Origin of the sequence: Neobacillus sp. NPDC093127 (assembly GCF_044754175.1) — a bacterium.
Lineage (GTDB): Bacteria > Bacillota > Bacilli > Bacillales > Cytobacillaceae > Neobacillus.
Genome location: NZ_JBIVOP010000005.1, coordinates 70,484 through 95,091, shown reverse-complemented (window position 1 = coordinate 95,091; position 24,608 = coordinate 70,484). Strand labels below are relative to the sequence as shown.

18 protein-coding genes, 2 pseudogenes and 1 riboswitch are annotated in these 24,608 nt (G+C 40.3%); of the genes and pseudogenes, 3 read left to right on the top strand and 17 right to left on the bottom strand.

Translation table 11 applies throughout. From position 1 onward, the window contains the following. Positions 1 to 16 precede the first annotated feature (16 nt). The 10 genes and pseudogenes from cbiB to ftsH all read right to left on the bottom strand — a co-directional run bounded on the left by cbiB (position 17) and on the right by ftsH (position 11,919). Positions 17 to 973: an adenosylcobinamide-phosphate synthase CbiB gene (gene cbiB, locus ACIQCO_RS08970; RefSeq protein ID WP_400427561.1), complete on the bottom strand. Its 957-nt coding sequence runs from the start codon at positions 971 to 973 to the stop codon at positions 17 to 19. Continuing rightward, on the bottom strand, positions 973 to 2,481 hold the full coding sequence (locus ACIQCO_RS08965) for a cobyric acid synthase (RefSeq protein ID WP_400427559.1): 1,509 nt from the start codon (positions 2,479 to 2,481) through the stop codon (positions 973 to 975). Before ACIQCO_RS08965 ends, cbiB begins: the two co-directional genes overlap by 1 nt. Positions 2,482 to 2,538: 57 nt before the next feature. Continuing rightward, entirely contained in the window at positions 2,539 to 3,090 is a 552-nt protein-coding gene (locus ACIQCO_RS08960) for a cob(I)yrinic acid a,c-diamide adenosyltransferase (RefSeq protein WP_400427557.1), read from the bottom strand. 117 nt (positions 3,091 to 3,207) lie between these two features. After that, positions 3,208 to 4,251: a nicotinate-nucleotide--dimethylbenzimidazole phosphoribosyltransferase gene (gene cobT / locus ACIQCO_RS08955; protein ID WP_400427953.1), complete on the bottom strand. Its 1,044-nt coding sequence runs from the start codon at positions 4,249 to 4,251 to the stop codon at positions 3,208 to 3,210. A gap of 21 nt (positions 4,252 to 4,272) precedes the next feature. After that, a pseudogene (locus ACIQCO_RS08950) lies at positions 4,273 to 5,637 on the bottom strand (cobyrinic acid a,c-diamide synthase CobB); the annotation flags it as partial. 33 nt (positions 5,638 to 5,670) lie between these two features. Continuing rightward, positions 5,671 to 7,182, bottom strand: coding sequence for an adenosylcobinamide amidohydrolase (locus tag ACIQCO_RS08945; protein ID WP_400427555.1), 1,512 nt, complete (start codon positions 7,180 to 7,182; stop codon positions 5,671 to 5,673). A gap of 3 nt (positions 7,183 to 7,185) precedes the next feature. Continuing rightward, a complete protein-coding gene (locus ACIQCO_RS08940) occupies positions 7,186 to 8,250 on the bottom strand; it encodes a FecCD family ABC transporter permease (protein WP_400427554.1) in 1,065 nt (354 codons plus the stop codon). Next, the gene (locus tag ACIQCO_RS08935) at positions 8,213 to 9,211 is read right to left on the bottom strand and encodes an ABC transporter substrate-binding protein (RefSeq protein ID WP_400427552.1); all 999 of its coding nucleotides are present in this window, start codon (positions 9,209 to 9,211) and stop codon (positions 8,213 to 8,215) included. The genes ACIQCO_RS08940 and ACIQCO_RS08935 overlap by 38 nt, the downstream gene beginning before the upstream one ends. Positions 9,212 to 9,398: 187 nt before the next feature. Further along, positions 9,399 to 9,600, bottom strand: a riboswitch (cobalamin riboswitch). Between the two features lie 21 nt (positions 9,601 to 9,621). Further along, positions 9,622 to 9,801 carry a hypothetical protein gene (locus tag ACIQCO_RS08930; RefSeq protein ID WP_400427550.1) on the bottom strand — a complete coding sequence of 60 codons (180 nt, stop codon included), beginning with the start codon at positions 9,799 to 9,801 and terminating at the stop codon, positions 9,622 to 9,624. A gap of 291 nt (positions 9,802 to 10,092) precedes the next feature. Then, positions 10,093 to 11,919, bottom strand: coding sequence for an ATP-dependent zinc metalloprotease FtsH (ftsH, locus tag ACIQCO_RS08925; RefSeq protein WP_400427548.1), 1,827 nt, complete (start codon positions 11,917 to 11,919; stop codon positions 10,093 to 10,095). A gap of 232 nt (positions 11,920 to 12,151) precedes the next feature. On the opposite strand from ftsH, the gene cls reads away from it, so the two are divergent. Next, on the top strand, positions 12,152 to 13,603 hold the full coding sequence (gene cls / locus ACIQCO_RS08920) for a cardiolipin synthase (RefSeq protein ID WP_400427546.1): 1,452 nt from the start codon (positions 12,152 to 12,154) through the stop codon (positions 13,601 to 13,603). A 5-nt stretch (positions 13,604 to 13,608) separates the two neighbouring features. Here cls and ACIQCO_RS08915 read toward each other — a convergent pair whose 3' ends face one another. The 5 genes and pseudogenes from ACIQCO_RS08915 to ACIQCO_RS08895 all read right to left on the bottom strand — a co-directional run. Then, positions 13,609 to 13,776 (bottom strand): hypothetical protein, encoded by a 168-nt coding sequence (locus ACIQCO_RS08915; RefSeq protein ID WP_400427543.1) that lies wholly within the window; start codon positions 13,774 to 13,776, stop codon positions 13,609 to 13,611. Between the two features lie 380 nt (positions 13,777 to 14,156). Further along, a complete protein-coding gene (locus ACIQCO_RS08910; RefSeq protein WP_400427541.1) occupies positions 14,157 to 15,020 on the bottom strand; it encodes an excalibur calcium-binding domain-containing protein in 864 nt (287 codons plus the stop codon). Between the two features lie 415 nt (positions 15,021 to 15,435). Further along, positions 15,436 to 17,163, bottom strand: coding sequence for a glycine betaine ABC transporter substrate-binding protein (locus ACIQCO_RS08905; protein WP_400427538.1), 1,728 nt, complete (start codon positions 17,161 to 17,163; stop codon positions 15,436 to 15,438). Between the two features lies 1 nt (position 17,164). Then, entirely contained in the window at positions 17,165 to 18,370 is a 1,206-nt protein-coding gene (locus ACIQCO_RS08900; protein WP_400427536.1) for a quaternary amine ABC transporter ATP-binding protein, read from the bottom strand. A 460-nt stretch (positions 18,371 to 18,830) separates the two neighbouring features. After that, positions 18,831 to 20,045: pseudogene (locus ACIQCO_RS08895) on the bottom strand (pyridoxal-phosphate-dependent aminotransferase family protein); the annotation flags it as partial. Positions 20,046 to 20,364: 319 nt separating this feature from the next. Between ACIQCO_RS08895 and ACIQCO_RS08890 the strand changes: the two are divergent. Then, the gene (locus ACIQCO_RS08890; RefSeq protein WP_400427534.1) at positions 20,365 to 21,060 is read left to right on the top strand and encodes a class I SAM-dependent methyltransferase; all 696 of its coding nucleotides are present in this window, start codon (positions 20,365 to 20,367) and stop codon (positions 21,058 to 21,060) included. A gap of 144 nt (positions 21,061 to 21,204) precedes the next feature. Here the strand turns inward: ACIQCO_RS08890 and ACIQCO_RS08885 are convergent, their stop codons facing one another. Further along, positions 21,205 to 21,930 (bottom strand): 3-ketoacyl-ACP reductase, encoded by a 726-nt coding sequence (locus tag ACIQCO_RS08885; protein ID WP_400427533.1) that lies wholly within the window; start codon positions 21,928 to 21,930, stop codon positions 21,205 to 21,207. 350 nt (positions 21,931 to 22,280) lie between these two features. Between ACIQCO_RS08885 and ACIQCO_RS08880 the strand changes: the two genes are divergently transcribed. Beyond that, complete coding sequence (locus ACIQCO_RS08880) at positions 22,281 to 22,961, top strand: Dph6-related ATP pyrophosphatase (RefSeq protein WP_400427532.1); 681 nt, start codon at positions 22,281 to 22,283, stop codon at positions 22,959 to 22,961. A 173-nt stretch (positions 22,962 to 23,134) separates the two neighbouring features. On the opposite strand, the gene ACIQCO_RS08875 is transcribed toward ACIQCO_RS08880, so the two are convergent. Then, positions 23,135 to 24,592, bottom strand: a complete 1,458-nt coding sequence (locus ACIQCO_RS08875) for a 4-hydroxyphenylacetate 3-hydroxylase family protein (protein WP_400427531.1) — start codon at positions 24,590 to 24,592, stop codon at positions 23,135 to 23,137. Positions 24,593 to 24,608 lie beyond the last annotated feature (16 nt).

The following is a 24,608-nucleotide window of genomic DNA, read 5'->3' as shown; positions in this document are numbered from 1 at the left end:
TTCACCTCATTTTTAACTATCTAACCAATAGGAGGAAACATACACCGATAACAAGAAATACCATCCATCCCCCATGCATATATACGATGGCTTTTCTGATATCAGAAAGCAAAAACCCCCTTAATGGATCGCCCATTGTTGCCCTTACCGATTTTTTCCCGCGATAATAATTTATTCCACCTAACTGGATTCCGATTAAGCCGGCGACCATCGCCTCTGACCAGCCACTATTTGGACTTGGGTGTTTCCTAGCATCCCTCTGTGTGATTTTCCAGCCATTTCTCGTTTTTGATCCTTTTATAACAAAGGCCGCAAGCCACATCGAAAAGGAAGTGATTCTAGCAGGCAGCCAATTAACTAGATCGTCAAGTTTTGCTGAGGCCCACCCAAATTCCATATATCTGTCATTTTTATATCCCACCATGGAATCCAATGTATTAATAGCTTTGTAGGCCATCGCAAGCGGTGCTCCACCGATGATTGCCCAGAATAATGGTGCGGTTATGCCGTCGACTGTATTTTCGGCCACTGTCTCCACTGTTCCTCTAATCATTTCACTCTCTGATAAGCTCTCCGTATCACGCCCGACAATCATACTAAGCTTGCTCCTGGCTTCGACTAAATTCCCTTTTTCCAAAGGATGCAGGACACTTTTAGCAGCAGACGAAAGACCTTTTGCCGCTATTGTTGTTGAAATTAGATAAATCTCAATCAAAAGACCAACAACCCAATGCAAGTGATAGGCGAGAAAGAGAAGACCGTGGGTGATAACAAATACTATCAATACGACGGTAATCGTAAGAGCGATTCCTTTTCTTTTTCTATTTTCACCGTTATTCCAGCTTTTCTCTAAATATGTGATTAGTTTCCCCATTAGGATGACAGGGTGTGGAAACAGTCGGGGATCTCCAATCCACAAGTCTACTAGAATAGCAGCAACTAAGATAAATACTGGATCCTGTAAAAAACTCATTAGTTCTGTCCTTGCTGGAAATCTGTCATTAATTGATAAATTCGAGCCAACTTGATATTTTCTCGTACCACTTGTGCTAATAAATCAAAGCCGTCTTCCCTTTTCTTGGCAAACGAAGCGCGATGATAAATTGGTTCTAACCCTTTTTTTAACCTAATCTCATTAAGAACAACCTCTCGGAATTGATCATTATGAAAGATACCATGAAAATAAGTGCCGATCAGTTGCTTGTCCACTGTAATCGTTCCTTCGCTTCGATCCGAGAGCTGAATAAAAGGGCTGAACTCCTCTTGGAAAAATGACTCACCCATATGAATCTCATACCCCGTTACGGGAATCTGTTCCTCTCCAAATCGTGCCAACCCTTCTGAGTGAATCGTTGTCTTAGTTGGAGTCATCGTGGTTTTCATCGGAATCAGTCCTAATCCCTCCGCCATCAAGCAGGAGGATTCAATTTCTTTCTGATCCTCAATGCTCGTCCCTAACATTTGGTATCCACCACAAATACCAACAATCATCGTATCCTTCTGAACTAAATCCATGATCCGATTGGATAAACCTGAACTATGTAAAAACATCATATCCTCAATTGTATTTTTACTCCCAGGTAAAATAAGTAAATCAGGATTTCCTACCTCTTCAACTTTTCGAACAAAACGAACATGACAATCCTTTTCCTCAAACAAAGGATCGATATCGGTAAAATTAGAAATCCTTGGATGACGGATGACAGCTATATCTATGTCCTTTGAAGGATCCATTTTTGACGTATAGCTGTCTAAAACAACCGAATCCTCTGCTTCAATAAATAAATCATCGATATAAGGGACAACTCCTAGAATCGGAACCCCGGTATATTCCTCAAACCAAGTTAATCCTGGCTGTAATAAGGATACATCCCCTCTGAATTTATTGATGATGACACCGATGACTCTTTGTCGATCCTTCGGTTCTAGAAGTTGTAAGGTTCCTACTAAACTAGCAAAAACGCCTCCCTTTTCAATATCCCCAACGAGAATCACCGGTGCATTCGCAATTTTTGCTACCCGCATATTAACAAGCTCGCGATCATTTAAATTAACCTCAGCAGGACTGCCTGCTCCTTCAATAACAATCCGCTCATAGCTTGTAGATAAATTATCGTAGGATTCACTAATTAACCTTAAGCCTTGTTGAAAAAAATCCTCTCGATATTCCCCAGCCTTCATGTTTTTAAAGGGCTTCCCGTGAACAATGATTTGTGAGTTGTAGTTTCCACTTGGCTTTATTAATATGGGATTCATATCGGTTGTCGCAATAATACCTGCAGCTTCCGCCTGAACTCCTTGTGCCCGACCGATTTCCTTCCCATCTACCGTAATATAGGAATTTAAAGCCATATTTTGTGATTTAAATGGTGCAGTTTTAAAACCATCCTGAACAAATATCCGGCATAATGCGGTCACAATGGCACTCTTTCCAGCATCTGAATGGGTACCTTGAATCATTAGCGGAAAAGCCTTTTTCATACACAGTAACTCCTCACTTTTCTCTTAGATACCAGCAGACCAAAACTGCTGCCATCCTTAAAATTCGATTCCTTTTACAGCAGGTATCCCCTCATCGTAGTAATGCTTTTCCGCTTCAATCACAGAAACGAGATCAGCGATTTCTTTTATTTCCTGCTTCGCATCCCTTCCTGTAATGCAGAGATGGACATGCGCAGGTTTATTTTTAATTAATTCTATGACTTCATTTAAAGGTAATACATCGTCAATGGGAAAGGTGTCTATCGATAAGGCATTGTTAAGTTCATCTAAAATGACTAAATCGTATTCTCCGCTCATGACAGCTTCCTTTGCCTTTGGCCAGCCAATTCTCAAGGCTTCTCGATGCTCCTCAGGCGTTTTCGTCCATGTAAAGCCAATGCCAAGCTGGACCATCTCAACACCCAGCTTTTTCAAGGCAATTTGTTCTCCATAGGAACGCTGCGGTGATTTAATAAACTGAAAAATCCTTACGTTAAACCCTCTGCCTACACCTCTTAGCGCTAACCCTAAAGCAGATGTTGTTTTCCCTTTTCCATGACCTGTATACACTAGTGTTAAGCCTTTTTTCTTCACATTTTCTTGTTCCATATTATTGACCTCCTCTGTTTTGTAAAGGCTCTGTTAGACCTGTCAGTTGATATCCGCTCCAATCAACATAGTTATTAAATCAACAATGTCCTATAACAGAACCTTTGTAAAAGTAGTTTACCTTTTCGTTGATACCCCGGCAGAATCAAATGTGGCCATTTCTTTTAGCATCAATGTAGCCGATTGAATAAGCGGATAGGCAATGGCGGCACCCGTACCTTCACCTAGTCTGAGTCCTAAATCAAGAATTGGTTTCTTGCCTAATAATGAAATCGCCAATTGATGTCCTGGTTCAACGGATTGGTGCGTCACAATCATATAATCAGCGCTATTTGGAGAAATCTCTTTAGCAAGCAATCCTGCGATTGTACAAATAAATCCATCCAAAAGGACCGGTACTTGATTGCTTGTCGCAGCAAGCATGGCCCCTGTCATCCCGGCAATCTCCAGTCCCCCAACCTTGCTAATAATATCGATTGGATCCTCTGGATTGGGGTTTCTTTTTTGAAGTGACTCATGAATCATCGCAACTTTATGTAACAAGGTTTCTTGTGAAATACCCGTTCCAGTACCAACCAATGAAGCAACGTCGCTATTACTTAGAACAGCCAAGATCGCACTACTTGCTGACGTGTTTCCGATCCCCATCTCTCCAAGGATCAAGCATTGAGCACCTTTGTTTATCATGTCTTGGCCTTGTTCATAGCCTACTGCGATAGCGTTTTCAGCCTCTTCACGGGTCATCGCATCCTCCCGATAAAAATTGGCCGTACCATAACGAACCTTTTGATTGATTAAACTAGAATGTTCAATATCTTGGGCAACCCCAATGTCGATGATGTTAAGGCTGGCACCTATCTGTCTACTAAAAACATTTATCGCTGCCCCGCCACTTAAAAAGTTAAGAACCATTTGCGCAGTAACGGCTTGCGGATAGGAAGAGACACCCTCTTCTGTGATGCCATGATCTGCCGCAAAAACAAGGACACCTGGAGGCGTTACGCTTGGGAATGCTTCATTTTTCATTTTAGCCAATTCAATTGCTATTTCTTCTAATCTTCCTAAACTTCCTACTGGTTTTGTTAATGTATTGATATAGTCAGAGACTTGATTCCCGATTTCCTTATTTACCTTTGGAACGGAATAGACCTGTTGGTTCATCTTGTTAACCCCCTTCATTAATTTAAACTCTACGCATTTTTCGATCCAATTCTCCACCATCTTAGGACAAGAGCCAAAGTGAAAATGAGTATACCCGGCAACGACTTGGTGAATGATATAGCCTTCTTTACTTACTCCTCGCATCCCTTTCGTTTCATAGGCATACGGGACATCTTTTACAGCCGATTGAAAAGAGGAGTAATGAAATTCATGCCCTCTCGCGATTAGGCTGTTGAGAAGAAAATTGTCATTTTGACCAGTAATCTCTCTGTACCCTAATGCTGCCAAATTTGCTTGCATTTGTACGCTTCCAGGGATAACACCGACCATTTTGTACTTTTTCTTTTCCGTCGTTTCAATCGATTCTGTTAAGTACATGAACCCTCCACATTCTGCAAGTGTAGGAATTCCCCTTTCAATCAATCTCCTCACGGAACGCTTTGCTAGTGAATTCCCTTCAAGAACCTGGGCAAACTCTTCCGGAAAGCCTCCGCCTAGATAAAGTCCATCCGCATCTTCAGGTACTTCTTCATCTTCGAGTGGCGAAAAATAAACGATTTTAGCACCATTTGCTTCTAGAATCTCTAGATTCTCAGGATAGTAGAAATTAAAGGCCTGATCCTTTGCGACGGCAATTTTCACGACAGTTTCCTTCTTCGTATTAAAAAATGAAGATTCATTTTTCACCATTAATGGTTCAGCTGTCGCTAACCCAAGGAGTTTATCTATATTTATTGTCCCACGGACCAATTCACCTAATTGATCAAAAAACGGATCCAGTTCTCCTCTTTCAATCGAAGGAATGAGACCAAGATGTCTTTCAGGAATTTCGATATCAAGCTCCCTTTTCAAATAACCGATAACAGGAATATGGCACTCCTGTTCAATCGCTTTTTTTACAAGCTGAAAGTGACCTTCGCTCCCCACTTTATTTGCGATAACACCAACAATATTGGGTCCTTCGTCAAACAATTGAAATCCCTTCACAATTGCTGCAGCACTTCGAGCCATACTTTCACAATTGACAACAAGCAAAACTGGGCTTTTGGTTATTATACTAATCTCAGCCGTACTTCCCTCATTGGTTTCTGGACTCTTTCCATCGAAAAAGCCCATCACCCCTTCGATAATTGAAATGTCTGCACCTTGACTTCCATGAGCGAAAATATCTAAAACACTGTCATGCGTGAGCATCCAGCTATCTAAATTACGAGAAGCTCGATTGGTTACTGCCGAATGATAGGAAGGATCGATATAGTCAGGTCCGCATTTAAATCCTTGGACGGTAAGACCCAACTTTTTTAAGGCAGACATTAATCCGATGGTTAGGGTTGTCTTACCGACACCGCTTCCCGTACCGGCGATTACAATTCGTCGTTCTGTCACACTCATCTCCACCTTTTTTATAAAAATAATAGCTTACCTCAAAACACCTACCCTTTCAGAAGTAGTACGATACCCTTCTTCATGAACCCTTTTTAAGTATTTTTTGAGAGCTTCATGTGTTGCTTGATAGACCACTTGGCCAATTCCTCTTCCTACTATGGTTCCAGATCCAGCGTATGGTGTTTTTTCTCCTTGCTGTGTTAGGCCTAGGACGAGGGAATCTGTGGATGTTCCGGTAGCCAATGTATGAGATTCTGGATCTTCTATCTTAAGATCGTTCAAGGCTTTTACTTTTCCTTCAGTAGCAGACATATACCCGTTTACAAGGGCACCATCGGTAAAATGAGCATCGATGAATACCATCGTGTTAATCGTGCCAACTGTTCGGACGGCACCCAAAAATGACTTCTTTGTTATATCAACGGCATTTCCTACCCCTGCTGTTACGATTGCTAGCATGTGGATTCCTTCTATTTCCTTTTTAACAATGACGACATCCTCAAGCATGACAGCCGTCATCATACCAACTGCTTGCACATATGGAATGGAGTAATCAGTCATCCAGGATTGCAAATCCTTTTTTGGCTCTGATCCATTGTAATTTCTATCCACATGGAAATTACAAACATGCTTTACCCACTGGATTCCGTCACCGATTACCCCATTAGATATGGTTCGTAACGGTTGCTCAAATTGAATATGGAAATAGTTCTTTGTCTGTTTAATTCGATAGGAATTTTTAAAATAAAAAGGACGACTAGAATCGGTATAGCTTGGTGTCATCACAAGCTGTGGCTTTGGAAGGGTTGGATGGGACCCAGGCGTCACCTCCACCTCATAGACCTTTTTTAATTGGTCTGCTTTTCGTAACGTGTCTACATCTCCTACGTCCAAAAGGCGTCCATGATGAAGCAGGGCAATCCGATCGGCATAGAGCGATGCAACATTTAAGTCATGCAAGATAGCAAAGATTGTTAAACCCATTCGCTGCTGTCGGTCCTTAAGTAAATCGAGCATTTGGAAGGTATGTTTGATATCTAAATGATTGGTAGGTTCATCTAATAATAAAATTTCAGGCTCTTGCGCTAATGCTTTCGCCAATAACACCCGTTGCTTTTCGCCGCCGCTAAGCATTCGGAAGGGAGTGGTCTTAAAGTGATGGATATTTGTAAGTTCCATCACCTCTTCCATTACGTCTAAATCTTTTTTCGAAAGCTGTTTTAGCAACCCCTTTTGATGGGGATAGCGACCGAGACTAACGATTTCTTCCACGGTGTAATCAAATGAAACGTGGGCTTCCTGTGTAAGTACAGCGATTTTTTTTGCTTTCTCAAGCTTTGACAGAGAGGCTATGTCTTTACCAGAAATAGAAATCCTCCCCTCAGTAATCGGTAACTGCCCGGTAATAAGCTTGAAAAGGGTTGTTTTTCCACTTCCATTTGGTCCAAGAAGGGCAAAAAATTCACCTTGTTCTATCTCAACATCGACACCATTAATAATTGGAGGATAAGTGTATCCGCCCATCAAACGTTGAACTTTGATCATCTACTATCCCCTCCGTCCAATTCTTTCTTTAATCAATAATAGTGCAAAGACTGGTGCACCGATTAATGCGGTTATAACGCCAATCGGTAATTCCTTTGGAGCAATAATTGTTCTCGAAACTAAATCAGCTAAAATGAGAAAGCCTCCACCAACGAACATCGATAACGGAAGGACATAGCGATGATTCGGGCCAGTTACCAGGCGGACAAGATGTGGAATAACAAGCCCAACAAAGCCAATCGAGCCTGATACAGCTACTGCTGCTCCAGTTAATAAAGAGGCACCAATTAAGATATAGGTTTTCCCTTTTTTTACATCCACACCGATATGATCGGCTGCATCCTCCCCCAGTGCGAGCGCATTTAATTCCCGATAGTGAAAGAACATAATAATCGAACCAAGGAGCATAAATGGTACAATCAGCTGAACATGGCTCCATCCCCTCATCCCAACACTGCCATATAGCCAATAGATAATTTGTGACATCGAATCTCGATCACTTAATGAAATAATCAACGACACTATCGCTCCAATAAAGGCACTGACAATAATTCCAGCCAAAATGATGGTTTCAATAGCTAAGCTTCTACTGCTTAAGCGTACGAGGCCGAATACAATAAGAAGCGTAATAAAGCCACTGACAATCGCTACAATAGGAAGGGTAAAGTTCCCTAGACCAACAATCGTCACTTGAAAAAACAAAACGAAAACAGCACCAAGAGAAGCACCCGATGACACCCCGATGGTATATGGGTCTGCTAACGGATTGCGTAGAAGTCCTTGAAAAGCAGCACCGGCCAAAGCAAGGGAAGCACCGACACAAAAAGCAAGCAGCACTCTTGGCAAACGGATATTCCAAATAATCATTTCTTCATTTTTCGCTATATCTTCAAGCCAGCCAAGGCTCAAGGATTTGTCGATGATGATATGTAATATAGTAGAAACTGGGACTTGCACACTACTTATGAATAAGCCAAGGAGGGCTGTACTAAGTACAAACCCGCCACTTAGAAGATACAACCAACCTATTTTATTGTTTAAAAACTTCAGGGTAGATAAGTTCCGCAAGTGTTTCGACTCCTTCAATTAAACGAGGACCTGGTCTAGTAACGGTATCGTTATCCACATCAAACACCTGTTTATTTTTTAGAGCGGGCACTTCTGCCCATCCTTTACGAGCTAATACTTGTTCTTTTGGATTTTCTACGTAGTATCCATATGTGGTAATGATGACATCAGGATTTAATTTGACAATCTCCTCCTCCGTCAGTTTTACCCAGCCCTCATGTTCCTCTGCAGCGTTAGTAGCTTGAATCGATTCGAGCATTTCATGCATAAATGTATTTGTTCCTGTCGTAAAAATATCCGGTGCTGGTGCGACCTCTACCCATACTTTCTTTTTATCCTTAATCGCTGCTGCTTTTTCTTTGATTGCACTAAAACGCTTCTTCATATCAGAAATGATTTCGTTTGCTTCTGTCTCACTTCCAGTAGCTGACCCAATCATTTCAATATTGTGATAAACGTCATCAAAAGATGCAGCACTTCCGACCACAATCACCTTAATGCCAGCTTCTTCAAACTGCTTCAGTGTGTCTGGATGTGTTTTGTAATGAAAATCAGTTACAAGGGCTATATCTGGAAGAAGTGTGAGAACTCGCTCTATATTGATATCCTGTGCCCCTACCTTTTCTTTTTCCAACGCTTCCGGTGGATAATTATCGTAATCTGAAACACCAACAATCTTGTCACCTAATCCAAGTGCAAAGGCAATCTCTGTACTACTCGCCTGAATGGAAACAATGGTTTCCGGTTTTTCCTCAATTGTCACCTCTCGGCCTGCATCATCTGTGAGGGTAATTGGGAATGACTGTCCGCTCTCCTTACCTGTTTCTTGTTGAGAAACCTCTTTCCCTTCATTCGTTTCACTTTGAGCGGTCTTCTTCTGTGTACCACAACCAACAATTATCACCATGCTTACTAGAAAAACTGCACTCAATAAACCCCATTTTTTAAAAAACGCCTTCATTACTTTTCCTCCTTCTCTTTTCTGAACACAAAAAAACGCTATTCCTGTGGAAAGCGTCGAGTAAAGGCATTGTAATCATACTTGTCTAGTAGATAGTATGTATAAACATGCAATCTTTAATATAAATATTAAAAATACCAATAATTAAGAGATTACCTGCACTTTAAACATTCCTTTCCTCGAGGAAGCTTAAACAACATAATAGGCAGGTTTCCTGACTTACGAATCAACGGTTGGTTATTCCTTCCCATGCAATACACACACAGTGGATTTTTTATAACCTTCCTACTCGCTTACAGTGGCGGGACCGTGTTGGAATTTACACCAACTTCCCTCTTAGTCCTACTATTCACTAGGAACAGTAAGAAACCTATTTGTTTAATATTCATTTTTTTGTTTTCTACTAGAGATTATTGCATACCCTTTTTGGTTTGTAAATGAAATAGACTGAAAATTATTTTATTATAACTATTCAGGACCCATTTATCGTCATTAAGTTCTAAAGCCTGTCGAAAAAGAATCGCTATCATAATCAACGAAGCTGTGATGTCACCGTTATCCTCATCCATTTGATCCTCATCAACCGCCATTAATTCATTGATCCCATCACTTAATGTCGTACTAATTTCTGATTCTTTTGCATGCTCAATGATTTTACTAGAGATTTGAATCGCCTTTCTTTTTTGGTCATACTCCCTGACGATTTTTTCATAAATTTAGTTACCACCTTTTCCTTCTCCTGGAAGAACAGAATTTATTATGTTCTTCCAGGAGAAGGCCACTAAGCGAAGCGCGGTAGCAACTTTCAAAATTCAAAGGTAAATTTCAGTTTTTGTCGAATTATTTCTGTGTCCATTTATTAGGGGCTTGACCACAGGAACTCACTCCAGTTTTCCGGTTAATATCGCCATAAATTCCTCACCGCTGATGGTTTCTTTTTCTAACAAGTACTTGGTTAGTTCGTGTAATTTATCTTTGTTTTCCTCCAATATCTGAATCGCCCTCCGGTGGCAAGATTTGATAATCTTGAGAATCTCCTCATCTACTCTAGCGGCTGTTTCTGCCGATACCATCAGCGATGTATCGCCGCCTAAATACGGATTGTTCACCGTTTCCAGCGCCATCATATCAAATTCTTCACTCATCCCAAACCGTGTGACCATTGCTCTGGCAATTTTTGTCGCTTGTTCAATATCATTAGAGGCACCTGAAGTGACCGTTTTAAAAATAACCTCTTCGGCGGCACGTCCTCCCATGTAGGTGGTGATTTTATCTAATGCCTGTTCTTTAGTCATGAGAATCGTTTCATGCTCATCGACCTGCATCGTATAACCTAAAGCCCCAGACGTCCTGGGGATAATCGTAATTTTATGAACCGGCGCCGAGTGACTTTGTTTCGCTGCTACCAGTGCGTGTCCAATTTCATGATACGAAATTGTTAATTTATCCTTCATGGAAATAACTGCATTTTTTCGTTGATAACCGGCAATGACGACCTCAACTGACTCTTCCAAATCATTTTGTATTACTTTGTTACGGCCCATCCTAACCGCCCTAAGTGCCGCTTCGTTAATAATATTCGCCAAATCAGCCCCTGATGCTCCTGAAGTGGCTCGCGCAATCATATTAAAATTCACATCAGCTGCTAGCTTTACTTTTTCTGCATGAACGCGCAAGATCGATTCACGGCCTGCTAAGTCAGGTAATTCAACCGGAACTCGCCGGTCGAAACGGCCAGGTCTTAATAGTGCTTTATCAAGTGTTTCAGGCCGGTTCGTCGCTGCCAGAATAACGACACCTTTATCGGCATCAAATCCATCCATTTCTGTTAAAAGCTGATTTAACGTTTGTTCCCGCTCATCATTTCCGCTAGGCATACCGGAATTACGGCTTTTACCAATAGCATCAATCTCATCAATAAAAACAATACAAGGTGCCTTTTCTTGCGCTTGTTTAAATAGATCCCTTACCCTTGCGGCACCCATCCCGACAAACATCTCAACAAATTCAGAACCTGACATGGAAAAGAACGGAACCTTTGATTCCCCCGCAACTGCCTTTGCGAGAAGAGTTTTCCCTGTTCCTGGAGGGCCGACTAACAAGGCACCTTTTGGAATAGTTGCGCCGATTTCTTTATATTTTTTCGGGTTATGAAGGAAGTCGACAATTTCCTGCAGTGCTTCTTTTGCTTCATCTTGACCGGCAACATCTTTAAAGGTAATACCTGTTTGGGTTTCCACATAAACCTTGGCATTGCTTTTGCCCAACGACATCATACCTCCGCCGCCCATCATCTTATTTTGCATCTTTTTCATCAGCCATTGACCAATCGCTATGAAAATCAGCAGTGGAAGAATCCAAGATAGAATGAAATTTAACAGCGGGGATGTTTCTTTTGGGATCACCTTAGCAAATTTAACATTCGCTTTATGCAAGCGATCAACCAATTTCGGATCATCGATTTTTCCTGTCTTGTAAAGCTTAGCTTCACTCGTATCAGTTGGCTTAAACATAATTGTGTTATTTTCAATTTCTACTTGTTTTACTTTGCCTTCCTCCACCATGTTTAAAAATTTTCCATAATCCACTTCTTTGACGGAGTGATTAAAGATGGCGGGAAAAATAAACGAATTTAACAGTAAAATAATAATCAATATTACTCCATAATAGAATATCAGTGGTTTTTTCGGCGGTTTCATTTGTTTCATATAGATTCCTCCTTGTTACGAGTCATTAAAACTTCAACTTTTTCATACAAGATCATGTATCAAAAGACTCATCTCCATTATATCATTCCCCGTCGCTTCATCTTTAGAAAAGGTCTTAGGTGAATTTTTCAACAACAGGACAACTTGGTAATCGTCATATTCCTTTTAAAGTCCACCCAATTCAGGTAAGATTTACTAGAAAACTTGTAGCAATAAAAGGAGATTTTTTCGTATGGATGTGACAAATGTAACGACACTGCTTGTAACCATTGTTCTCATCGGGAATATTGTGCTGGCAGGTGTGGTTGTGTTTATAGAACGAAGAGACATTGGTTCTACTTGGGCCTGGCTGATGGTCCTATTCTTTATTCCAATCGTGGGATTTTTGGTTTATCTGTTCCTGGGAAGGCAATTAAAACAGAGGAATTTTTACCGTTTATCATCTGAAGAAAGAAACTATCTTCAATCAACTGTAGAAGAACAAATTCATCAGCTGCAAGACAGGAGGTTTTTCGACCATAAGCTGCTTACAAAACATTCGCATTTGCTCTTGATGAACTTGAACTCCTCCAATGCATTACTATCGATGTACAATGAAATTGAGATTTTCAGTGATGGTCATGAAAAATTTCAAGCTTTGTTTGAAAATATTCAAAATGCGCAAGAAGAGATTCATCTGCAATATTACATCATTCAGCGCGATTCCCTTGGAAAAAGGCTGCGCGATGAACTGACAAAAAAGGCGAAAGAAGGTATAAAAGTACGGGTTCTCTATGACGAAATTGGTTCTAAAAGGATTTCTTCCGGTTTTTTTAAAGAACTCATTCGTTATGGCGGTGAAGTCGAAGCCTTTTTCCCATCTTTTCTAAAATTGATCAATTTCCGCATTAATAACCGCAATCACCGAAAAGTTTGTATCATCGACCAAAAGATTGCCTATATCGGCGGCTTTAATATCGGAAATGAGTACTTGGGCTTGGATAAAAAATTCGGCTACTGGCGCGACACCCATCTAAGAATTAAAGGGGAATCGGTGAATCAATTACAAGGAAGGTTTCTTTTAGACTGGAATTATGCTGCCAAGAATAAATTGAACCTTGAGCCCTATGCTGTACCAATGAAAAAACCAGAAGGGAATAGTCCTGTTCAAATCATTGCAAGCGGACCAAACTCTGAAACGGAACATATCAAAAATATGTATATTAAACTGATCATGACGGCTAAAAGAACCGTTTACATCCAATCCCCGTATTTTGTTCCTGATGCCAGTTTTATGGATGCATGCAAAATTGCCTTGCTTTCAGGTGTTGATGTACGAATTATGATACCTAGTAAAGGGGATTTTCCCATTGTTTATTGGGCAACCTTGGCATACACTGGTGAACTGGTCGATTACGGTGCAAAAATTTATTTGTATGAGAAGGGATTCATCCACGCAAAAACGATTGTAGTAGATCAGGAAGTGGCTTCTGTTGGGACTGCCAACATCGACACACGCAGCTTTCATTTAAATTTTGAGGTCAATGCCGTAATATACGATGAAAAAGTCGCTAAACAGCTTAGTGATTTGTTCCTACAAGATTGTCATGATAGCTCTCAACTTACAATAGGAAAATATAAAGAGCGCTCCATGTTTATCAAGTTTAAAGAGGCCATCTCACGTCTTTTATCGCCTATATTGTAAAAAACTTAATACCTTGTTAATTTTTTCATGACTTCCGTTTTTCTTTGCTTGTCTTTTATTCTCGTCAAATCAAGGGCCACTTCATGGCCTTTATGTTTAGACCGTAAAATTTCTCTAATCGCATTTTTCAGACTTTCTTCATCATCTGTTACAACGATTACATTTCGCAGCATTGTTTCCCTTCCCTTCAATCATATATTTAAGATATTGCGAAGCAGATAAAATACAAGGCCATAATACTCAGAATAATTTCTGTATAAGTCAATCTCCGTTTGAAATTTAGATAATGTTTATATTCCTCTTGATCATGTTGATATTTTTCTCTGATAAAGCTAATTCTTTTTTCTAATTAAAAATATACCTATTACTAAATACTACCATATTTATCTTTAACCATGGGGTACCCTTTTCTCTAAAAAGATTATTATGGATTACAAAAAGGAGTGCCGAGTATTTTCCAATGGGAAAATGCTCGACACTCCTTTTAATTTCGACCGGAATCTAAAAACCTTGAGTGGTGACTAGGCACTGAAATCTGCGCCTTCTGTCCTTGTCAGTTTTTTTCACAAGCATAACCGTCGTTATCCCTGTCCATTTTGGATGTATAAGCAGGATGAGTAGAAGGAACCCCGTTCGGATACACTTTTCTCAGTTCGGTGCAGTTGGCAAACGATGTCTGTTCAGAAGTTGTGGTTGAGGTTGCTTTCTGCTGCTGGGCTTTCGCTTGCGCTTCCTCTTCTGCTTTCGCCCTAGCTTCTGCTTCCGCCCGGGCTTTCGCCTCCGCCTCTGCCTTGGCTTTTTGCTCCGCCTCTGCTTTTGCTTTTTGCTCTGCCTCCGCCTTGGCTTTTTGCTCCGCCTCTGCTTTTGCTTTTTGCTCTACTTCCACCTTGGCATTTTGCTCCGCTTCGGCCTTGGCTTTAGCTTCTGCCTCTAGTTTCGTCTTTTCCTCCGCTTCCTGCTTTGCTTTTTGTTCTGCATCTTCTTTTGCTTTTAATTCCGCTTCTTTTTTAGCTTGTGCTAACGCGGCTGCTTTTTTATTAGCTTCTTCCTTTGATTTTACTTTTGCTTCTGAAGCCTGAACATTAGTCTCTTTCTTGTCATTCGGAATCATTACAGCGCTTCCTATCCAGATGACCATTGCTCCGAGCATGAGAAGAAATCTCTTTTTCGCTTTTCCGTTTCTTTTAAATAAAGCCAGAATTCCAGCAATGAGGAAAAAGATAAAAGCCAAAAATCCTAAGACAAACAAGACCATTATACCCGAGTTTCCAAATGCAAACAGCCAAATTAGCAGCCCAATTACCATCCATAAAAAATTTTTCTTTGCTTTTCCATTTCTTTTTCTGAGCCCGTTGATTCCGGATACCAGAAAATATGTAGTAATGATAAATCCCAACAAACCAAAAAATATTGCCAAATCAAAACCCCCTGTATGTCAATGCAATCAATTCTCTATTATATATGAAATTCCATAACGATTGGGAGATTTTTATTTTTTCTCATCTATTTCTCTTTAATGAGCCTGAAATCTTTCTTCAAGGGACAATTTATTGGACTTATTTTGGTTCAAAGTGAACAAAATCTCCTGTTTACATAAAAAGATAATCCCTCCGTACCAACTAATGAGGTTGAGTTCTTTTTTTCATCCTTTTCCAGATAAAGAAAAAGAGGTTTACCAAAAATGGTAAACCCTGTTCTATAGACTAAGTTTTTTACATTTCAGGTTGTTCCCCAAAGTGTTCGTAATTTGCTTTACCGTACAAGAGGGTAGAACTTTAATTAAATTTATTTAAAAAGTTAGCTGGCACCGAACGAATGGATATCCCAGTAATTTACTTCAAATCTCCAATGGAATTAATATCCATATACTTTGGTACAACCAAGCCATTCTTAGTTCCATGGAGGTTGGTTCCTAAATCAACAAGATCGTTCTTATATTGCTTATAAAATTCGTTATGGGTACTAGGCAGCCAGGCGGCCACCATACCGTCTACACTCCCGTTGGCCACACCGGCAAACATAGGACCCACCTCCACTTGGCTTAATTTCACATCATAGCCATTCTGCTCTAGAACCTTAGCGATGACATTTGTACTTGCGATTTCAGTATCCCAAGCGACATAGACAAGGTTGATTTTTTTCCCATTGCCTGCCTCGGCACCCTTTGTCCATTGCGCCACTTTGTCCCCGTTAGCCTTAATCCACTTATCAGCTGCTTCAACTGGGTCCATCCTATCTTTAATATCCACCATCACTTTTTCAATATCAGCTGGTTTCCAGGTAAATTGATCAAGGATGGTAAATGCACCTGGCGCATCCTGTTCTAGGCCTTTTCTTACAATCGTATGAATATCTTCAACCTCACCAAAGGATTTCTTTGGGTCTTTTAGAAATTTAAGATCGTAAGACGAGAACATCCAATGCGGTGCCCACCCAGTAATAATGATGGGTTTCTTATGGTCATAAGCTTTCTTCAATTCAGCTGTCATGGCAGCAGATGAACCTTCGGCAATCTGCCAATTATTCAGCTGATATTCTTTGATAGCTTTATCCGCTTGTGCCATAATTCCTGCACCAGGTTCAATCCCGATAATTTTATTATTCGTTTGGGCACCAATGCTGTTGTCGTTCTTATTTTTAGCCGTTTCTTTTGTAACTCCTGTCACAATTGCTGTCACGATAACCAGAACAGCTAAGATGGAAAAGACAATTTTTTTCTTGAGAAAATTCCCATAAGCAGGATTCCGTAAGTTTTGCGAAATCCGGTCGAGGATAACGGCGATAAACACAATGGATAATCCCGCTTCGAAACCTCGTCCTACGTCAATTTGACTGACAGCCCGGTAAACATCTGCTCCAAGCCCCGGTGCACCGACTAATGATGCCGTCACCACCATCGAAAGGGCCAGCATAATACTTTGGTTGACCCCTGCCATAATCGTTGGTGTGGCGATTGGTAATTGGACCTTAAATAATTTTTGGCTGTTGCTGGAACCAAAGGCATCGGCTGCTTCAATTAAATCCTTCGGAACTTCCTTAATGCCCAGATTCGTCATTCGGATTGTTGGCGCAATCGCAAAAATAAACGAGGCAATAATTCCCGGTACCACTCCGATTCCAAAAAATAATATAGAAGGAATTAAATAGACAAATGCCGGCATGGTCTGCATAAAGTCCAAAATCGGCGTTACGATTCGATGCACCGTTTTTCGTTGCGCACACCAGATTCCAACTGGGATCCCAATGATGATGGTAAGTAATCCTGATAATAAAACAATCGCAATGGTTTGAATACTGGAATCCCAATAGCCGAGATTATCAATCAAGAGCAAACTGATGAAGGTAAAAATTCCTAATGGCCATCTGCTGGTATAGATGACTAAAAGCGTTAAGACGATGATTAAGATGATGGGCGGACCCGCACTTAATACATTTACTATGATATCTAATAAGGACTCGATGGCAGTGGTTACCAAGGAAAAAAGTCCGGAAAAGGCAACGGTGACCCACCTGACCAGAGCGTCTACCCAATCTCCTAATGGGATTTTCGGTATATTCATCTCATTCACTCTCCAAATCGTTCAAGGAATCTTTATTTCCTGCCAAAGCCCCGATAACGGCGCCGCGAATGACAATTCCTTGTAAGCGGTTTTCTTCATCGATAACGGAGATGGGCACAATGGATGTAGCCATTACATCCATTAGATCTGTCAGTAATGTTTCACCTGAGACAGTTGGAATATCGGTGGTCATGACATCGGCAATGGTTTGATTCTGCTCAATGGCCTGCCGTGCCTGCTCAGCGGTTATGGCACCCAGAAGTTTCCGATTGCGGTCAACAACAAAGATGCTGGAGTATCCCTGCTTCCGCATAATTTCCAACGCTACCCGCGGCCCACGGTCGAAAGCGATTTTTTCTGCTCGTTTCATCACATGGGAGGCTGTTAATATTTTGGATAAATTAACGTCTTCCACAAACTTTTCGACAAATTCATTGGCGGGACTCATCAAAATTTGTTCAGGTGTTCCCAGCTGAATGATACTGCCATCCTTCATCAACGCAATCCGGTCGCCGATGCGCAGTGCTTCATCTAAATCATGGGTGATAAAGATAATCGTTTTCTTGTATTTTTCTTGGATTTCCAGCAATTCATCCTGCATATCTTTACGAATTAGCGGATCAAGTGCACTGAAGGCCTCGTCCATCAAGATGACAGCCGTGTTACTTGCAAGAGCCCTGGCCAGTCCCACCCGTTGCTGCATGCCGCCGCTCAATTGTTTAGGCAGCTGGTTTTCGTAACCTTTTAAACCGACAACCTCTAGCGCACTAAGCGCTGTTTTGCGGCGCTGTTCAGCGGGTACTTTTTGAATTTCCAGCCCATATTCCGTATTTTCCACAATCGTTTTATGAGGAAACAAAGCAAAGTTTTGAAACACCATACTAATCTTTTTCTGTCTGACTTCCCTCAATCTTGACTCCCTCATCTTCACGATATCTTCATTCTCTATCAGTATTTCTCCAATTGTTGGTTCAATCAGCCTGTTAAACATGCGGATTAAGGTGGATTTCCCACTTCCGGATAAACCCATGATGACAAAAATTTCACCGGGATAAATTTCGAAGGAAACATTTTTTACCCCAACTGTCTGTCCTGTTGCTTTTAAAATTTCCTTTTTGGTCTTACCCTGTTTCAATAGATCAATCGCTGCTTTCGAATTATTACCAAAAATCTTAGAGACACTTCTGACCTCGATGTAGGGATTCATGCTGTCACCTCATTCTATTAATGACCGTATCATATACATTTTTTCCAGATGTTGTTGTTTTATGTCACTTTAGAAGATAAGTTATGAATCCTGTTACTAGTAACAGCAAAATTGTCACTTAAAAAAGGCCTACAAATCTCCTCCTGAAGCAAGGTTTACTATCTAAATAAGGCAATACCGGGTGGTGACAGTGGCACCGAGTTTATAACGTTAAAAAAGACCGACCATGGTTGATAGCATGTTCGGTCCAGCAATAAACAATTCCCACTAAAGGGGTCGGCCATTCCCCGAATGTTCTTGTTCCTACAATGGTATTTGGTGTTTTTTTATCACCGATTGTTAAGAAGGGGCTTACATATCGAATGGAGTTAGTCTTATTAGGGTGGCTTGTATGTGTAAGGTTTTGATTCAATATTTTTTGAGCATCAACGATTTCATTTTGATTTCTTTGTTTATCCACATCATATACATTCAATGCTGCCTGAACACTTTCACCTTTATTGACTTTATAGCCTTTTCTAATAAGTGTAGCTTCTAATGCTGCAAGTACATGAAGGATATTTTTCTTACGGCTGCTATATCCCATCGTCCCAATCCTCCAGATTTTCCCATGGAGAGGACCGAAGGAACTAGCAATTTCGATTTCAAAATCTTCTAGCAGCATTGACCGTACTTCATCACCGTTAATTCCTGCGGGAACCACAATGCAAGTAACGACCGGAAGCTTATGCCTCTCATCACCAAATAACTGTAATCCCATTGCTTTAACACCCGCAACTAATGCTCGTTCGTTTAGCTTATGACGAGCAAATCTATTATCAAGACCTTCCTCTAAAACGATGCGAAGCCCTTCTCTTAACGCATATTGCATACTAGTTGCCTCTGTATGATGGTTCAGGCGGACAGGACTCCAATAATCTTGGAGCTGCGCTAAATCAAAATAATTGCTGATAATTCTATTATGGGAAGGCTCACTTTGAAAATTTCGTAATCCTAATTCAATACTTTTTCTTTTTAAAATTACTTCCTCAATTCGTTGGTTATACGTAATTGGTGCCAATCCGGAGGGGATAGACAAACATTTTTGCGTTCCGCCAATAACAGCATCGAGCTTGAGTTCGTCAACTTTTAGATCCACCCCTCCTATAGATGCCACAGCATCCACAACTAAAAGCACATCTCTATTCCTGCAAGCCTCTCCAATTTCCTTTAGCGGCTGCATACATCCTGTAGATGTTTCAGCATGGACGATGGCGACTATTTTAGGCGATATCTCGTCAATCTTTTTAATGATTACTTCTGGGTCAAAAACCTCTCCCCATGGTACTTCGATGGTAGAAACTTCTCCACCATATCGCTGACATATCTCAGTTAACAAGTATCCGAACCGACCAAAAATAGGAACCAATACCTTATCTCCAGGCTCTATAATACTGCACAGCACCGCCTCAATACCTGATCTAGAAGTTCCATCAATCGGAAATGCCCAATGGTTGTCTGTTTGAAAAAGAGACCGAAGCATCTCCATTGTTTCATTCATGATATTTGTAAATGCGGGATCGAATTGGCCTAAGATTGGAGTCGCCATAGCTCTCAATACTCGAGGATCTACTTCAACTGGACCTGGCGTCATAATAGTCCTTTGGGGAACATTTAAATCTTTGTAATGTGTCATACGGGTAACCTCCTGATGGTATTACTCTGCTAAAATTAAATAGTTCCGATTGTAACTACTGTTTTAAAATAATAATAGAATTTTATCAGGTTAAAGCATTAAAATCAACGAATGTTCGAAAAGTTTGAAAGTTATTCAAACAGCAGCTTCAAACAAAAGGAAGTAATTTTATTTAAATCATCCAGAGCGACTTTCGGCACGCTGAAATTCGGGTAGTGCCGTGTCACAATTTTCTTGGCACATATTTGAACGTTTGTAAGTTTTCTTAAACTATAAGATAATAATAGACAGAAAGTTAATGTACGAAGGGGGAAAAATAGTGAAGGACGATTTAGAATTTGATATGGAAATGGCTAGAGAATACGATAAAGGGATTCGACGTGCTTTACCCACATATGATGCGTTATTCCGTATGGTGCAGTCCTTTCTTCGGGCCCATGTTAAAGATTCAGCAAACGTATTAATCGTGGGTGCGGGAGGAGGAAATGAATTTGTGAAATTTGGAACAACAAATCCCACATGGACCTTTACAGGTGTCGACCCCTCTGAAGCTATGCTAGAAGTTGCTTTGCAAAAAGCAAAGAATGAGGGCGTACATGAACGAGTGTCCATTCATACCGGCAAAATTGAACAACTGCAATTTAATGAGAAATTCGATGGTGCAACATGCTTACTTGTTCTCCATTTTATTGAGACGATGGAAGAAAAACGCAGTTTATTAAGAACAGTGAAAGAACTATTACAACCGGGTTCACCTTTTGTCCTTGTCACGATGTATGGTGATCAATCAAAACCAGAATTCGATGAACGGATGAATTTATGGAAATCAATATGGCTCGATTTAACGAATTTAACCAAAGAAGATGTAGAGGAAATGGAAAAATCAGTTCGTGGACTATCATTTATATCGGCCATCGAAATCGAAGAACTTCTACAGCAAACTGGATTTGAGCATATTGCACAATTTTTTTCAACCACACTTTTCGGTGGTTGGATTGCACACACTTCAAAATAAAAAAGGTGAAGCTCACTTCCAATTTTATGTAGGTAAGGTAGTTAAAGGGATGAGCTAAGTCAGCAGTAAATCATCCAAGTCTAAAATATTTATCAAACGTAGACAAAAAAATTCGAAGTCAGCATAGACTGACTTCGAATTTAATTAGAATGGGTTGGTTGCTAAAAGGCTTGCAGTTTTGATATAAACTCGTGGATGTAATTTTAATTGAGAAACGATAAATTCGGCAATATCTTCAGGTTGCATATATTTTTCATCATCGTTTTCTGCGATTAAATTGGTTTTGACAGCCAGTTCTGTAGCTACCGTGCTAGGAGTTAGGGCCGTCACCCGGATATTGTTTCTACGGACTTCTTGAGCTAATGATTCAGTTAGACCAATTACTCCAAATTTAGATGCGCTATATGCACTAGATGTAGCAGCTCCGTTCAACCCATTGGTCGATGAAATATTAATAATATCACCGCCATTTTTTTCGATTAACTGTGGAAGTACAGCACGTGTTACATAATATGTACCCATTATATTGACATCAATGATTTTCTTCCATTCCTCTGGATCCATTTCTAAAAGAGTCGCAAATTTTCCAATTCCGGCATTATTTATAAGAATATCAGCCGTACCCAACGAGTTTGTCAATTTTTCAATGGCTTGATCTACCTTTTCTAAGGATGAAACATCAACTGCAGCATATGCTACTTTAACTCCGAAACCTTCAACTTCACTTGCTACTTCCTTTAAAGCAGCTTCTGTTCTTGCAAGCAAACCAACATTTATCCCTTCCTTTGCTAATGCAATCGCAATCGCCTTGCCAATTCCTCTTCCAGCACCAGTTACAAACGCAACTTTTCCTTTTAATGATTGTGCCACTACAAACAACTCCTTCAATAAACTATCATACCCTACCTTTCCATTATATATTGAGGAAAGCAACCATTCTAAAATTATGCCTGCAAGGGTTATGTAAAGTAGTGGGTTACGAAAAAAATGTATCACTTTAAAGTCATGCAAGGCCAGTGGGTCTGACCCATTGTAATCGGGTACTCATTTAGTTTCGGCAAAAATTCTACAAATCTCGGGTTGTGACACAGGTACTCACTTCTTAAAGGAGTAGTCAAACTGATTACTCCATTTGTTCATGATTCATTGTTGCCATCAATGATATGATAAAATAAAAATATTCCAATCAGTAAAAATATGTTTTATAAGGATGATCAATCTTGAAAAAACGAATTGCTTTATCCTGGAGTGGCGGAAAAGATTGTTGTATTGCATTAGACACTCTTATTCAACAAGGATATGATGTCGTATGCCTGGTTACCACTGTACCAAAAGAAATCGGTCGAACATTTGGTCATGGAGAACGTACGGAAATGATTACATTACAAGGAGAATCACTATCCATCCCCGTTCATTTTATTGAATGTACATACGAAAATTACACAGATCAATTTATCAAAACAGTACACTCCTTGAAAAATCACCTTAAAATTACAGGAATTGCTTTTGGAGATCTCTATTTGGAAGGGCACAGGGAGTGGGGTGAAAAAGTTGCCGCCACTGCGGGAGTCGATGCCTTATACCCACTTTGGATGAAAAAGGAAGTTGCTTTACAAGCCCTGGAACACTTTGTCCATTCTGGCTATGAAGCAGTAGTTGTTCGTGTGCGAGAAGATGTATTAGATGAAACGTGGCTTGGGAGAATCATCGATGATTCACTTTTGCAAGATGTACAAAAGAAACCTATTTGTCCAATGGGCGAATCAGGTGAATATCATACCTTTGTATATGATGGACCTTTATTTTCAAAAAGGATTGATTTGAAACACGGAGAATTGATTCAGCATGAAACGACAAAGAAACTAGAATTTAAGAGTTATTGCCTAATAGATAAAGTTTGAGGAAATCATTTGAAGCAATCACAGGCACCATCCAGTAAATGGATAGTGCCTGATTTCAATTTTAACGAATATTAACATGCTTCAACTAATATAGCAATTCCTTGGCCTTCCCCAATACAGAGACGCAAATGGGCATCTGCTTTGGCAGCAAAGAATTTATGGTTACTTGTAGATTAGCTAGTTACTTCACTTGGTTCCTCTGAATCCTTGACGATTTCCGAAGCATATTTAATCTTTTCTCCCCAATTAATTGATCTTTGGATGACCACTTTTTGTGCCTGCGGCGATCCCGCACCATGCATACACTCGATAATTGGAGTCGAGCCGGTCATATTTTCAATAAGGCGTCCCATTTTAATTCTTTGAATTGGATCTACATTTTCACCTGTCCGATAGTATTTATAAATATAAGGAGCAATTCTTGGGTTATCTAACTCTTTTTCAGAAGGCAGTGTGGCAACAAACCCTCCTGCTAAATCTTGGGAAAGCTTTGTTACTTCCGGATAATAACGAGCAGTATTTAGTTTAGATGTATTTGCCAACACGGGATCAACAAAAGCAGTACCACATCCAGATGTAGAACAATTAAATGAACAGGCGAGGGCTCCACTATACATGGTTTCAACTAAGTGAGCCATTTCTGAAAGTTTCTCCTTCACATGACTGGCCTTTGAGATTCCATGCATGTCTGCAAGTGACGCTGTTGCCCCAATCAGAACATCAAGATTTCCGGCCTTACAAGCACCATAGTTTTGACGATGGTACGATGCGAAGCGATCAACAAGTTTTCCGGTATACTTAGTTTCCTTATACATAAATACACGTTCCCATGGTACAAATACATCTTCAAAAATAATCAGCGCTTCTCCGCCCACCACTCCATATTTGGCATTTCCTTGATCTATTTTTCCTTCCCATTTACGGCTGTCATTAACTTGCCGTCCAAAAACATAGACAATCCCTGCTTCATCGGCTGGAACAGCGAACGAAATGGCGTAATCTGCATCGTTTGGCGTCATCGCAGCACCCGGCATAACTAAAATTTGATGTGAATTTATGGCACCGGTTTGATGCATTTTTGCACCGCGAACAACAATCCCATCTTCTCTTTCTTCTACTACCCTGACATACTGATCAGGGTCTTGTTGTTCTGACGGTCTTTTCGAACGGTCTCCTTTTGGATCTGTCATGGCTCCATCTGTCATAAAGTCATTATTTTGTGTATCAATTAAAAATCGTTTAAATCTTTCATGATAATTCGTACCAAGATCCCGGTCCATCTCCCATGTTGTTGAATATAGGGTAATCAAGCCATCCATTCCAACACATCGTTGAAAACAGGTTCCTGTTATTTGTCCCGCAACCCGAAGCATCATCGCTTTCTTAACGAGATCTTCTTGGTTTTGCGGGATATGTGTCCAACGGTTTATTTTATTTCCTGTCAAATGTGAGGTTGCACTGCCAAGTTCTTCATATTGCTCTTCTGTACCCAGTTTATAGGTGACAGATGCTGCATTAATATGCGGCCTCATCGCCGGATGATCGACTACATTTTCAACCCTTTCTCCCATAAAATAAACTTCCTTCTTTTGATTGCGAAGACTTTCAATATATTCTTCCTGTGTCATCATAGTAATTTTCCTCCTC

Excerpts from the sequence above, each read along its gene's own strand:
- cbiB (WP_400427561.1), bottom strand. The coding sequence starts at position 973 with ATGAGTTTTTTACAGGATCCAGTATTTATCTTAGTTGCTGCTATTCTA.
- ACIQCO_RS08965 (WP_400427559.1), bottom strand. The coding sequence starts at position 2,481 with ATGAAAAAGGCTTTTCCGCTAATGATTCAAGGTACCCATTCAGATGCT.
- ACIQCO_RS08960 (WP_400427557.1), bottom strand. The coding sequence starts at position 3,090 with ATGGAACAAGAAAATGTGAAGAAAAAAGGCTTAACACTAGTGTATACA.
- cobT (WP_400427953.1), bottom strand. The coding sequence starts at position 4,251 with ATGAACCAACAGGTCTATTCCGTTCCAAAGGTAAATAAGGAAATCGGG.
- ACIQCO_RS08945 (WP_400427555.1), bottom strand. The coding sequence starts at position 7,182 with ATGATCAAAGTTCAACGTTTGATGGGCGGATACACTTATCCTCCAATT.
- ACIQCO_RS08935 (WP_400427552.1), bottom strand. The coding sequence starts at position 9,211 with ATGAAGGCGTTTTTTAAAAAATGGGGTTTATTGAGTGCAGTTTTTCTA.
- ACIQCO_RS08930 (WP_400427550.1), bottom strand. The coding sequence starts at position 9,801 with ATGGCGGTTGATGAGGATCAAATGGATGAGGATAACGGTGACATCACA.
- ftsH (WP_400427548.1), bottom strand. The coding sequence starts at position 11,919 with ATGAAACAAATGAAACCGCCGAAAAAACCACTGATATTCTATTATGGA.
- cls (WP_400427546.1), top strand. The coding sequence starts at position 12,152 with ATGGATGTGACAAATGTAACGACACTGCTTGTAACCATTGTTCTCATC.
- ACIQCO_RS08915 (WP_400427543.1), bottom strand. The coding sequence starts at position 13,776 with ATGCTGCGAAATGTAATCGTTGTAACAGATGATGAAGAAAGTCTGAAA.
- ACIQCO_RS08905 (WP_400427538.1), bottom strand. The coding sequence starts at position 17,163 with ATGAATATACCGAAAATCCCATTAGGAGATTGGGTAGACGCTCTGGTC.
- ACIQCO_RS08900 (WP_400427536.1), bottom strand. The coding sequence starts at position 18,370 with ATGAATCCCTACATCGAGGTCAGAAGTGTCTCTAAGATTTTTGGTAAT.
- ACIQCO_RS08875 (WP_400427531.1), bottom strand. The coding sequence starts at position 24,592 with ATGATGACACAGGAAGAATATATTGAAAGTCTTCGCAATCAAAAGAAG.